11 protein-coding genes and 1 pseudogene are annotated in these 12,649 nt (G+C 61.1%); 5 read left to right on the top strand and 7 right to left on the bottom strand.

From position 1 onward, the window contains the following. Positions 1 to 40 precede the first annotated feature (40 nt). Genes tsaD through FHT75_RS25385 form a run of 5 tightly spaced genes read left to right on the top strand, consistent with a single transcriptional unit; the run spans position 41 to position 3,535 of the window. Positions 41 to 1,174 carry a tRNA (adenosine(37)-N6)-threonylcarbamoyltransferase complex transferase subunit TsaD gene (gene tsaD / locus FHT75_RS25365; RefSeq protein ID WP_063473803.1) on the top strand — a complete coding sequence of 378 codons (1,134 nt, stop codon included), beginning with the start codon at positions 41 to 43 and terminating at the stop codon, positions 1,172 to 1,174. Next, complete coding sequence (locus FHT75_RS25370; protein WP_063473802.1) at positions 1,171 to 2,154, top strand: NAD(P)H-dependent glycerol-3-phosphate dehydrogenase; 984 nt, start codon at positions 1,171 to 1,173, stop codon at positions 2,152 to 2,154. Before tsaD ends, FHT75_RS25370 begins: the two co-directional genes overlap by 4 nt. A gap of 9 nt (positions 2,155 to 2,163) precedes the next feature. Then, positions 2,164 to 2,457, top strand: coding sequence for a YciI-like protein (locus tag FHT75_RS25375; protein ID WP_063473801.1), 294 nt, complete (start codon positions 2,164 to 2,166; stop codon positions 2,455 to 2,457). 2 nt (positions 2,458 to 2,459) lie between these two features. Continuing rightward, a complete protein-coding gene (locus FHT75_RS25380; RefSeq protein ID WP_020051996.1) occupies positions 2,460 to 2,891 on the top strand; it encodes an EVE domain-containing protein in 432 nt (143 codons plus the stop codon). Continuing rightward, positions 2,888 to 3,535 (top strand): class I SAM-dependent methyltransferase, encoded by a 648-nt coding sequence (locus FHT75_RS25385; protein ID WP_063473800.1) that lies wholly within the window; start codon positions 2,888 to 2,890, stop codon positions 3,533 to 3,535. The genes FHT75_RS25380 and FHT75_RS25385 overlap by 4 nt, the downstream gene beginning before the upstream one ends. 83 nt (positions 3,536 to 3,618) lie before the next feature. Here the strand turns inward: FHT75_RS25385 and FHT75_RS25390 are convergent, their stop codons facing one another. The 7 genes and pseudogenes from FHT75_RS25390 to dapA form a co-directional block, all read right to left on the bottom strand. Further along, positions 3,619 to 5,421 carry an adenine deaminase gene (locus tag FHT75_RS25390; RefSeq protein ID WP_063473799.1) on the bottom strand — a complete coding sequence of 601 codons (1,803 nt, stop codon included), beginning with the start codon at positions 5,419 to 5,421 and terminating at the stop codon, positions 3,619 to 3,621. Positions 5,422 to 5,583: 162 nt separating this feature from the next. After that, positions 5,584 to 5,754, bottom strand: a pseudogene (locus FHT75_RS25395) (ornithine cyclodeaminase family protein); the annotation flags it as partial. A 476-nt stretch (positions 5,755 to 6,230) separates the two neighbouring features. Continuing rightward, positions 6,231 to 6,644, bottom strand: a complete 414-nt coding sequence (locus FHT75_RS25400) for a DUF3830 family protein (protein ID WP_063473798.1) — start codon at positions 6,642 to 6,644, stop codon at positions 6,231 to 6,233. Beyond that, positions 6,641 to 8,074, bottom strand: coding sequence for a dihydropyrimidinase (gene hydA / locus FHT75_RS25405; protein WP_183845237.1), 1,434 nt, complete (start codon positions 8,072 to 8,074; stop codon positions 6,641 to 6,643). The genes FHT75_RS25400 and hydA overlap by 4 nt, the downstream gene beginning before the upstream one ends. A gap of 11 nt (positions 8,075 to 8,085) precedes the next feature. Then, complete coding sequence (locus tag FHT75_RS25410; protein WP_063473796.1) at positions 8,086 to 8,814, bottom strand: amino acid ABC transporter ATP-binding protein; 729 nt, start codon at positions 8,812 to 8,814, stop codon at positions 8,086 to 8,088. Then, positions 8,811 to 11,759 (bottom strand): FAD-dependent oxidoreductase, encoded by a 2,949-nt coding sequence (locus tag FHT75_RS25415; RefSeq protein WP_088930325.1) that lies wholly within the window; start codon positions 11,757 to 11,759, stop codon positions 8,811 to 8,813. Before FHT75_RS25415 ends, FHT75_RS25410 begins: the two co-directional genes overlap by 4 nt. Next, a complete protein-coding gene (gene dapA, locus FHT75_RS25420; RefSeq protein ID WP_063473794.1) occupies positions 11,756 to 12,646 on the bottom strand; it encodes a 4-hydroxy-tetrahydrodipicolinate synthase in 891 nt (296 codons plus the stop codon). The genes FHT75_RS25415 and dapA overlap by 4 nt, the downstream gene beginning before the upstream one ends. Positions 12,647 to 12,649 lie beyond the last annotated feature (3 nt).

Below are 12,649 nucleotides of genomic sequence, written 5' to 3' on the forward strand. Positions count from 1 at the left end.
AAACGGGTTTCCATCCCATCGCAATCAACGAACAGGCTTCATGGTTCCCTTTCTACGCATCCTTGGCATCGAAACAAGCTGCGACGAGACCGCCGCCGCCGTCGTCGAGCGCGATGCGGAGGGGCATTCCAACGTGCTGTCGGACGTGGTGCTGTCGCAGCTCGACGAGCACAGCGCCTATGGCGGCGTGGTGCCGGAGATCGCCGCGCGCGCCCATGTCGAGGCGCTGGACGAGCTGATCGAAGAGGCGCTGAAGCGCGCCAATGTGTCGCTGGGCGATGTCGACGCCATTGCCGCCACGTCGGGGCCGGGGTTGATCGGCGGGCTGCTTGTCGGGTTGATGACCGGCAAAGCGATTGCCAGAGCCGCTGGCAAGCCGCTCTATGCGGTCAACCATCTCGAAGGCCATGCGCTGACGGCGCGGCTGACGGACGGACTGTCCTTTCCCTATCTGATGCTGCTCGTCTCCGGTGGCCATACCCAACTCATCCTGGTGCGCGGCGTCGGGCAATACGAGCGCTGGGGCACGACGATCGACGATGCGCTCGGCGAAGCCTTCGACAAGACGGCAAAGCTGCTCGGCCTGCCCTATCCCGGCGGACCGGCGGTGGAGCGCATGGCGCGGGACGGCAATCCCGATCGTTTCAATTTTCCGCGGCCGCTGGTCGGTGAGGCAAGGCTCGATTTCTCCTTCTCCGGATTGAAGACGGCCGTGCGGCAGGCGGCACAGGATATCGCGCCGCTCAGCGATCAGGACGTGGCGGATATCTGCGCCTCGTTCCAGAAGGCGATTTCGCGGACGCTGAAGGATCGCATCGGCCGCGGCCTGCAGCGGTTCAAGACGGAATTTCCGGCGACATTGCCTACTCCTGGGCCTGCTACCGGCTCTGCTGCTGGCGAAAAGCCTGCGCTCGTCGTTGCCGGCGGCGTCGCCGCCAATCTCGAACTGCGCGGCACGCTGCAGGCGCTGTGCGACAAGAATGGCTTCCGTTTTATTGCACCGCCGCTGCACCTCTGCACCGACAATGCCGTGATGATCGCCTGGGCGGGACTGGAGCGGATGGCGGCGGGTGCCGCACCGGATGCGCTCGACGTACAGCCGCGGTCGCGCTGGCCGCTCGATTCCAACGCGGAAACGCTGGTCGGTTTCGGAAAAAGAGGAGCCAAGGCATGAGCGAAAACATCGCCGTCGTCGGATCGGGGGCTTTCGGCACGGCGCTTGCCGCCGTCATCGCCCTTGCCGGGCGCAGTGCGGTGACGCTTGTCGGGCGCAATCCGGCGCTGATGGAAGATCTGAAGAGCGAGCGGCTGCATGATGCGGTGCTGCCCGGCATTTCTCTGCCCGACACGCTGGAATTTTCCGCCGAGGCGGATGCAATCACCGGCGCCTCCATCGTGCTTTTTGCGATGCCGTCGCAGGCGCAGGCCGATGCGGCGCGGCAATACGGACCTTATCTTTCCAAAGACGCTGTCGTCGTCACCTGCGCCAAGGGCATCGAGCGGGCGACGGGCAATCTTCTGACCGACATGCTGGAACGGGAACTGCCGGACCATTCCGTCGCGGTGCTCTCAGGCCCGGGTTTTGCCGCCGATATCGCCAAAGGCCTGCCGACGGCGATGGCGATTGCGGCAGCCGACATGGAGACGGCTGAGCGGCTAGCGCAGGCGATATCAGGCCGGACCTTCCGGCTCTATGCCTCCAGCGACCGGATCGGCGTGCAGCTCGGCGGCGCGCTCAAGAATGTGCTGGCGATCGCCTGCGGCATCGTCGAAGGCCGCGGCATCGGCGATTCTGCGCGTGCGGCGCTGATTGCGCGCGGGCTTGCGGAAATGTCGCGTTTCGTCGTCGCCATGGGCGGCCAGGCGGATACGGTGCGCGGGCTTTCCGGGCTCGGAGATCTGGTGCTGACGGCGACGAGCCATCAATCGCGAAACCTGCGCTTCGGCATCGCGCTCGGGCGCGGCGACAAGACCGATCCCCTGCATGGCGCGCTGGTGGAAGGCGCGTTTGCCGCCTCCGTCGCCTCGCGGCTGGCGGCGGAATTGAAGGTCAGCATGCCGATCACCGATGCCGTTTCCGCCATTATCGACGGCAGGCTCGATATATCAGAGGCGATCGAGCAGCTGATGACGCGTCCGATCACCACCGAATAGGAGACAGACATGCTTTTCGCCCTTCTCTGCAAGGACAAACCGGGACATCTGAACGTGCGCATGGATACGCGTCCGACACATATCGAGCATCTGAACAGACTGAATGCCGAGGGCACGCTGAAGATCGCCGGCCCATTTCTCGACGATGACGGCAAGCCCTGCGGCAGCCTGATCATCATCGAAGCGGAATCGAAAGAGGCGGCGCGGGCGTTTGCCGATGCCGACCCTTACGCCAAGGCCGGACTGTTCGAAAGCGTCGAGGTCCAGGCCTACAACTGGGTCTTCAACAAACCGGAGGCGTGAACATGGCGCACTGGCTCTATAAATCCGAACCCGCCTCCTGGTCCTGGGAGCAGCAGAAGGCTGCCGGCGAAAAGGGCACAGAATGGACCGGCGTCCGCAACTATCTGGCGCGCAACAATATGCGGGCGATGCAGATCGGCGACAAAGGCTTCTTCTACCATTCCAATGACGGGCTGGAGATCGTCGGCATCGTCGAAGTCTGCGCCCTCTCCCATCCCGATTCCTCCGCCAAGGGCGATCCGAAGTGGGATTGCGTCGATATCCGAGCCGTCATGGACTTGCCTAAGCCGGTGACGCTGAAGGATGTCAAGGCGAGCGAGAAGCTTGCCAAGATGGCGCTCGTCACCTCGATGCGGCTGTCGGTGCAGCCGGTGACGGAAGAAGAATATCTCGAAGTCTGCCGCATGGGCGGGCTGGACAATCCGCCGCGTTGAAGACCGATCCCGAAGCCTTCATCCGCGCCAATACCAGCCTGATGCCGCCGCCGCATGTGCCGGAGATTTCGCTCTATCTGGCGAGCGAGGCGCATGAACTCTGGCTGAAGACGGAGGAGGAGCTGGAGGCGATCGGTCTGCCGCCACCCTTCTGGGCTTTTGCCTGGGCGGGCGGTCAGGGACTGGCGCGCTACATCCTCGACCAACCGGAAACGGTGCGCGGCAAGCGCGTGCTCGATTTCGCCAGCGGTTCCGGCCTTGTCGGCATTGCGGCTGTGATGGCCGGTGCCCGCAAGGTCACCGCCTGCGATATCGATCCCTGGGCGCTAGCCGCAGTCCGGATGAATGCCGAGGCCAATCGCGTTTTGCTCGGATTTACCGGCGCCGATCTGATCGGCCAGGCCGTCGATGCGGATATCGTGCTTGCCGGCGACGTCTTCTACGACCGCGCTTTCGCCGATGCGCTCGTTCCCTGGTTCGCGATGCTGGCGGCCGAGGGCAAGGCGGTGCTGGTCGGCGATCCCGGACGCAGTTACCTGCCGCGGGATCGGCTGGAATTTTGCGCGGTTTACGAGGTGCCGGTGACGCGGGCGCTAGAGGACAGCGAAATCAAGAGGACGACGGTGTGGCGTTTCGCTCCCTAGGTCGGGCCGACATTCAGGTTTCGATCACGCGGGCTATTCTATGTTGGCATTCCAGCAAGCACTCGCCGGCTGGTTTTTGCCGGTCAAGCCTTTTCGAAGAGCGGCGAGATCACCATGTCCGGCACCAGCACCAGGCCCTTGTCGGTTATCCGGATTTCCGGGATGACCGACAACGGGATGAGGTTGAAGCCCATATAGGCGATGGTGCAGCCTGCCTTTTCCCATTCGAGCTTCAAGGCCTTTACTTCGTCCGCGACCTGGTGCACGCGCTGGTCGGACAAGAGCCCGGCGATCGGCAGCGGCACCATGGCCGTCACCTTGCCGTCCATGACGATACAGACGCCACCCTGCCTTTCTTCGATCGCGTCCAGCGCCACCTGCATGTCGGCGGCATTGGTGCCGGCGACGATGATGTTGTGGCTGTCGTGGCCGACCGAGGATGCGACCGCGCCTTGTCTGAGCCCGAAGCCGTTGAGCAGTCCGTGGGCGACATTGCCGGCTGACTTGCCGTGGCGCTCCACCACCGTCACGAAGCAGAGGTCGTGCCTGTCGAAATGCGCCTGCCAGTCATTGGCCGGCTCCAGCGTGACGGTGACGTGGCCGAGGGTAATGCCGGGCAGCTCCGGCTTGATCGTATGAGCGACGACCGTCTCCGTCGGCAGGTCCGGTGTCAGCTTGAGATTTTTGGGCAGCTTGACCGTGTGGTAGGCGGCATCCGGATAGCGGTACGGTTTCGACATAGCTTCGTCGAGGATCGGCGTGATCTTCTTGCCGTCGACGACGAGTTCGCCACCATACCAGGTGCTGACCGGCGTAAGGTCGTCGCTGAGAAGCACCAGATCGGCCCGGCGCCCGCCGCCCAGACCGCCGATTTCGCCTTCCATGCCGAACCGCGTCGCGCCGTGCAGCGAACCCATCGCCCAGGCCTCTTCCGGCCTCATGCCGTATTTCACGGCTTCGCGCGTTACCCAGTCCAGGCCGAAGGCGAGCAGATCTTCCGCATCACGGTCGTCGGTGCAGACGGCGACGCGCTTGTGGGAGGCGCCGAGCTCGGTGATCGTCTTGATCGCCTGCGGCAGCGAATGCCAGGGAGTCGTCGGCGGGCCGCCGCGCAGGAAGATCCACACGCCGGCTTCCAGCAGGTCGTCGGCAATATCGCGGTCGATGGCTTCATGCGTGTCGGTAACGCCGGATGCGGCATAGGCGGCAACGAACTCTCGTCCGTAGACATGGCCCGACACCGGCCTGCCGCGCTCGAGTGCTGCAGCCAGGATCGCATGGCTGCGCTCGTCGCCCATCGCAACGGGGACGAAATCCATCTTCTCACCGAGAGCCACGGCTTCCGGCCATTTGTCGAACAGGGCGGCGATCTTGTCCGGCGTCAGGTCGCCGCCGGCTGTTTCCAGGTCCGGCGTCGTCGCCGGCACGGTGCTCGGCACGGTCAGGAAGATCGACAGCGGCGCCTGCCGCGCATCCTCGAGCATGGCCTCGACGCCGGCGACGTCCATGACGTTGCCGATCTCGTGGCTGTCGCAGAAGATCGTCGTCGTGCCGTTGAGGAGTGCCGCTTCCGCATAGGCGCAGGCCGTGACCATCGAGGATTCGATATGGATATGCGGATCGACCAGGCCGGGGGCGATGATGCCGCCTCTGGCGTCGTAGAGCTTGGCGCTCCCGCCTCTGTAGCTGCCGGCCGGCTTGACGGCTGCAATGCGGCCCCCCGAAATCCAGATTTCGCGTCCGTCGAGAAAGCGCTCCGAATAGGTAGACAGGACGCGCGCGCCCTGGATGACCAGGTCGGGTTCGCGACGAGCTGAGGCGACATCCGCAAGACGGCGGGTCATGGTCGAGAGCGGCTGAACGGAGAAGCGGGTAAGCGTGCTCATGAAAACCTCATTTCCAGGACTCGGGGAGGACAGGCCAGAGTGTAGGGAACGCCGTCGGGGGAGGGAAGCACGAATAGTTCTTGCTTCTGGCGCGGTCCCTGGCTGCTGGAACCGGGCAACAGCCGCGTTCCGATCATGCGCGATCGCCCGGGCCAGAAGGCGTCAGCCGGCAATCAAGGCGGCTTCATAGACCATCGTCGCGGCGGCAAGATCAGCCAACGCCGTTCCGACTGCCTTGTAGAGAGTGATCTCGTCGTTGGACGTCCGCGCTGGAACATCCCGGCGACACAGCTCGTCAAGTGTTGCACGCACCACATCTGTGGAAAGGACACCGCCTTGACGGGAATAGAACCGTGTGCACAGCACCGCCTTATCTGCTCAACAGGGGTATCACAGCGTCATCGCGCATCACCACCTCTATATGGGCGCGGAATGCTGAGAGACGGACGAGGAGGACTTGGCGGCGAAGCCATGAGTCTCTGTAGAAGAGACATCTTACGCGGTTTTGGCTGCTTCTGCGGCGGAGGCAGTTCTTGCGCCGCTCTTTTCGCAAGTTCGAAGTCAAAATCAAAAGACATTTCGGGCCTCGTCCACCATTTGGAAATCTCGAAGACTAGAATGCAGGAAACGTGCCAACCGCTACGTTAGGCGGTGCTGGCACGCCGGCGTCAACCCTGTCGTCTCGCGCTATTGCGCCTAGAACAGAATGATTTTAGGCCGCGTCGGCCTAAAATCTGAATCCTGTTCTAAATTAGATAGTTAGAGCATGATGTCATCCGAAAACCGCCCACACTTTTCGGCATCATGCTCTAGGATACGGCCTCAAATCGAATGGATTGCGCGCCTTCCCACAGCGTGAGGCGCCCTATTTCGGCGAGTTGGTCGAGATTGGATGTGATTGTGATGAAATGATTGCCAGCCAGTTGGCCCATTTTCGATGAAAAATCGACACCTCCATAGGCAAGCAGGATTTCCGTTTCGCTAATGCCTCCTGGGTAAAGGATGATATGACCGGGGGCCGGATGGCTCGTATGGTTCTCATAACCGACGCCGAAATCATGGTCGCCAAGCGGAATCCAAACGCCCTCGCCAGACCAGCGAACGTGCACGATTTTACCATCGAACGGCATCTGCTTGATGAATGCGTCACAGGTTTTGGGCGCTCTGGCAGTTTCCAGGACAGCGTCGAAGATGAATGGCCCTGCTGTAATTTTCAGTTTCATGATGTCGCTCTTGTTAGATTTGACCGTTTGTTGATTTGTCTCGCCGCGGCTTTCCGATATTGCCCGTGGCCCTTAGTACCCACTAGGACGCCGTTTTCGACCACAGGCTTTCCGGCGACAATTGTCGTTATCGGCCAGCCGGTGATCTCGATCCCCTCGTAGGGCGAATAGTCTGCGCCATCATGCAGTTCCGCATGACGGATGGTCCGCTCGATGGTTGGATCCCAGATCGCGATGTCTGCATCCGCCCCTACGGCAATCGTTCCCTTTTGTGGATAGAGGCCATAGGTCTTTGCATGGTTCGTTGATGTCAGGGCGACAAAGCGCGGCAGATCGATGCGCCCGGCCATGAACCCTTGCGAAAATAGGATGGGAAGGCGGGTTTCGACGCCTGGAATGCCATTGGGGATGTGCCTGAAATTCATGCGACCTTTGGGATTAAGCTTCCCGTGCTGGTCGTCGTAACGGAATGGACAATGATCGGATGAAAAGAGTTCGAATGCCCCGGTCTCGATCCCGCGCCAGCATTCCTTCTGGGCATCTTCATCGCGCGGCGGCGGAGAGCAGACAAGTTTGGCGCCCTCCCAATCCATGCCGTCGAGGTCCTTGGCGGTGAGCGTCAGATATTGCGGGCAGGTTTCCCCGACGACTTTGACGCCTCTCATCCTTGCGCGAGCGATCTCTTCCATGGCCTCGCCGTTCGAGACATGCACAATGACAACGGGAACGTCCACGATTTCGGCCAGCGTCAGGGCGCGGTGCGTAGCTTCGCGTTCGATGGCGACCGGACGGGTGGAGGCATGAGCGCGTGGGGCAACGTCGCCCGCCAGCTCGTGTTTTTCGATCAGGAACCTGATTGCGTCCTCGTTTTCACAATGGACCATGACGGTGGCGCCCGTCCGTCGCGCGACATCGAGCGTCTTCAGGATCTGTGCGTCATCAAGGCGCAGGCTCTCATAGGTCATGAAAACCTTCAGCGACGGATAGCCGTCGGCCACAAGCGCTGGCAACTCCTGCCCCAGCACGGCGTCGCTCGGGTCGGATATGATCAGATGAAAACTGACGTCGGTATAACACTGGCCCTCTGCGAGCGCATGATAGGCCGTTAGCACCTCTCGCAGCGACTTGCCCTTTTCCTGAAGGCAGAACGGCATGACGGTCGTATTGCCGCCGAACACCGCCGACAGCGTTCCGCTCTCGAAGTCGTCCGCCATCTCGATCCCGTCGCCCGAAGGCTGGGAGATATGGACATGGCTGTCGATGCCGCCTGGAAGGACATATTTGCCCGAGGCGTCGATCGTGTGCGCAGCGCCCGACAGGCTTTGCCCGATCTGGACAATCTTGCCGTCTTTAATGCCGATATCCGCCTGGAAAACATCCGCAGCAGTCGCCACCGTGCCGTTCTGAATGATGAGATCGTAGTTGCTCACAAGCCTGACCTTCAGTGTTGCAGGATTTTGCCAAGGAAGGCTTCGGTTCGTGGGTTGTGTTTTCCCGCGAAAAACTCCTCGCTCGGACGATCCTCGACGATCTCGCCCTGATCGATGAAAATCACGCGTGTCGCCACCCGGCGGGCAAATCCCATCTCATGGGTGACGACCATCATCGTCATGCCGTCCTTTGCCAGTCCGGTCATGACGTCGAGCACTTCGGAAATCATCTCTGGATCAAGCGCGGAGGTCGGCTCGTCGAAGAGCATGGCGAGCGGATCCATCGCGAGCGCCCGCGCGATCGCCACGCGCTGCTGCTGCCCGCCGGAGAGTTGGCTTGGATATTTTTTCGCGTGGTCCGTCAGCCCGACCCGATCAAGAAGCGCCATGGCCTTGGTGTGAGCTGCCGTTTCGCTGCGGCCAATGACAATCTTCTGCGCCAGCATGATATTGTCGATGATCGTCAGATGAGGAAACAACTCGAAGTTCTGGAAGACCATACCTACCCGCGTGCGAAGGTTCGGCAGGTCGGTCTTCGGGTCGCCGACTTCGATACCATGCACCCGGATCGAACCTTCCTGAAACTGCTCGAGCCCATTGACGCATTTGATCAATGTCGATTTGCCCGACCCCGAGGGACCGCAGACAACCACGACCTCACCGCGTTCGACGTTCACCGAGCAGTTCTTAAGGACAGCGAACTGTCCATAATATTTGGTAACGCCAGTGATCTCAATCATGCCCGGCCTTTCTGGAAACGCGCGATGGAAAAGGGTTGCAAGGCTCTATCGGTCTCGCGACCGAGAACGAGCCGAGATGTTAACTGGCCGACAATCGGGCCGAGCGTATAGCCGTTTGAAGTGACGGCGTTGAAGAACCCCGGCATTGACGGATGTTCGCCGAGGATCGGCGCACCGTCGATGTTGATGTTCATCGCCGCCCAGCTTCGGATGACGTGAAGTTTGCGCAGAGCAGGAACGACGTGCTGGGCAACCCAAAGGTTCCCCTCAAGGCTCGACAGCAGCGGGCGTGGATGTTGATGGACGGGATCGAGGCCTGCGGTCCAGCCACCGCCGATGATGAAGTTCCCGTTTGCCGCCTGCTTCAGGGTCAAATGGCGGTCGGCATGGGCGACGAGACACGAGATCAAAGGTGCTGCGGCCTCGGTAACCACCATCTGCAGCGGAGCACCAAAGACCGGCACGTCGACACCGAGCATCGCGCCGATCCTTGAAGCGAAGGCTCCGGCTGCATTGACGATGCGTCTTGTCCGCAAGATGCCCCTCGATGTCTTGACCTCGAACCCGTCGTCCGAGGTTCTTATTCCGGTGACCTCGCAATTTTCGAAGACTTGCGCGCCGTCTCGCCGTGCCGCCTCCAATATATATTGCGTAGCGACGAGAGGATTGATCTTGCCCTCCTGGGAGCAGTAGGCAGCGCCGACGAAATGAGAAGACAGAGCAGGCTCCAGGCAGCGCAGTTCCTCTTGCCCGATCAAGCGGCAATCGATCCCGGCCGCGCACTCCACCCTGACCTTTTCCGCCAGAAAACGCATGTGGTCATTGGTTTCGGCCACCATGAGGCCGCCTGTAACCTTCATCTCGAAATCCTGTCCGATCTCGCTTTGCAGCGCGGCCCAAAGAGCGATTGAATCACGCTGGAGGGGAAGCGTTTGAGCGGCCGCTCCGCCGCCACCTTCGGCACGGGCACCGTGGTCGAAGGAAAGCAACTGGGCATGAAGGCTTCCTGCATTACCTCCAGATGCCAGCGAGTTCGCAAAAGCGCGCTCCACCACCACAACGTCCTCGCCTTCCCTGGCAAGGAAGAGCGCCGTCGAAAGGCCCGCAATGCCTGCGCCGATTACCAGCGTGGACGTTTCCGTCACCGGCAAAGCTTGAGAATTCGCCACTGGGGGTTTTTCCGGCAAAAGTGCGCGCTTGTGGCCGCCCCATTCCGGCTTTTCGACCGCAAGCGCCGCCAGCGGAATAGGTCGAAGTGGCATTTGCGGAGCCAGAAAACCGCTTGTTTCGCCAGTGAGGTGCCGTTCTTTCGTGACGTCAGCGATCGCTTTGCCGCAGTAGCGGCTCTGACATCGCCCCATGCCCGCACGCGACAGGCGCTTTAATGTCGAAATGTCCTGCGCACTATTTGCGCTGAGCGTCCTCAAGACACCGTAAGTCACCCCTTCGCAACGGCAGATCAATGCATCGTCTGGCAGAATTGCCGTCTTTGTCCCTGCATCGTCCTTCGGCGCAAAGACCTGCCAAAGGGCTTCTTGAAACCGTCGATGGCGGGCAAGCCTTTTCACCACGCTTTCGTCAGTTTGGACAAGGAGGCCCAGTTTTCGCGCAATCGCCGCGGCGGCGATCTGCCCTTCTGCCATCGCAACATGCGCGCCGCCGAAATGCGCCGCTTCACCGACAACATGCACGTTTGCAAGCGTTGTCTGACCGTCGAGATCTCGCACTGCCCGCAGATCGCCGCCGACGACCTCATGGCCGCAGCCGAGCAGCCGGGACAGCTCATTGGAGGATGCGAAATTGCCGCCGATAAGGACCGTGTCAGCTTCGAGATTGGTCTCACCGCTTGGTCCGGCGAAGGTGACGCTCTCCACACACTGAGAACCGTTGATCGAGGTAAGCACGCTATTCCAGCCTATCTTGACGCCCGCGGACCTGAGCGTTGATATCTGGCGCAATCCGTGACGGGCGAGAGCGGGATCCGTTGTCAGAAGGCCGAGGGCTGCGACAGGCCGAGACCACGGTGGCGGTGCTGCTTCCAGCAAAGCGACTATGGAGGCTCCCGCCTTTCGAAGTTCGTTTGCGACCTGCATATTCAAAGGACCGTTTCCGGCGATGATGATCCTTCGGCCGGGAACGGTTCCATAGCTCCTCAGCAACGTCTGGGCGGCCCCTGTTGTCATCGCACCAGGAAGTGTCCAACCCCTCACTGGCGTTGGGCGTTCGTAGGCCCCCGTCGCGATGATGAGTATTTTCGGCTTGCAGTAAAACGCATGGCCGGACCCATAGCAGGCGATAATAGGCGAACCGTCGTCGTCACGTGCGGCACCCCACACCACTGTAGCGGTTAGAAATGTCACGTCATGGTCGCGCACTTCCCCTATAAGCGCTGCGCCGGATAAAGCCTGCTCGTCGCCACTCAATCGCTCGGCGGCGCTGCGTGTCGAGGGTTGCTTGAAATACTGCCCGCCGGCAGACGGCCGTTCATCAATGACAGTCACCTTGGCGCCGGCCGCAGCAAGGACCTTAGCTGCGGCCAGTCCCGCAGGCCCCGCTCCGACAATGAGAACGTCCATCGTCCTTGTCGCTAAGGAATGCGGCACACTGCAGAGATCGGCAATCTGACCAGTGGCAAGGTCGGGCCGCGCAGCAGGACGCAGGACCTGCATGTCCTCACCGACGATGGTCATGCAGGCCCGCTGGCTGACTTTCCCGTCGATCGTCACGAGGCAATCGTGACAGACACCCATTCCGCAGAAGAGGCCACGGCCTTCGCCTTTGATGCCTCGGGAAAATTCATGCCGCCCCGTCGCCTCGATGGCAGCGGCAACAGACATGCCCTTTTCGGCAAATATCTGCAGACCGTCGACCGAGAGCCTGACCCGCGCATCGTCGGGTCTCAAGCTCTGGTTTATGGAAGCGACGGGCATCATGGAATTCCTCAGGCGCCGAACGTCAGACCGAAATCGGCCACCAGCGTCTTCATGGCGGCGTCCTGCGCGGGCGGCAACGGTAGGCGCGGCGGCCGCGGCAGGCCTGCGCCAAATCCCATGTGGGTCAGCAGTGACTTCGTTCCTGCGACATAGGCCTGGCCGCCGACCGCCTGAATGACGGGCAACCATTTGAGGTAAAGCTCTCTTGCCTCATCGAACTTTTTCTCATTTGCAACAAGTTCGAAGATCCGCGCCATCGGTCCTGGCGCAACATTTGAAGCCACTGCCACCCAGCCCTGCGCACCCATAACGAAAGACTCAAACCCGAGAATACCGCCAAACACAGTCATATCGTCGCCAGCCAGCCGGATGATATCGCGCACGCGTGTCACTTCGAGGGTGGACTCCTTGATATAGTCGCAGCCGTCGATTTCGGCGATGCGCTTGACCAACTCCGGCGTCAGGTCGACGTTTGCGGTCGCGGGATTGTTGTAGACCATAATCGGGATGGCCACGGCAGACGCAATGCTCTTGTAGTGATGAACGAGTTCGTCATCCGTTGGGGTGGAATAGAACGGCGGAATAATCATGACACCGTCAGCTCCCATTGCCTCGGCCTTGACGCTAAGGCGAATGGACTCCCGCGTATCTTCCGCTCCCGTGCCGATCAGAACAGGCACTCGTCCCGCGACAGTTTCTATGACGATCCTCGCCACACTATCGCGCTCATCCTCGCTGAGCGATAGAAACTCACCCGTCGATCCAAGAGGGATCAGGCCATGGATACCTTCCTTGACCTGCCAGTCGGTAAAGGCAGCCAGCCCCTTCAGATCTACCGCGCCGCTGGGATCCAAGGGCGTAATCATCACGGTGTAGACACCGCGGAACGTCTTCTGCATTTG

It is taken from the genome of Rhizobium sp. BK112 (assembly GCF_014193215.1).
In the GTDB taxonomy this organism is placed as follows: Bacteria; Pseudomonadota; Alphaproteobacteria; order Rhizobiales; family Rhizobiaceae; genus Rhizobium; species Rhizobium anhuiense.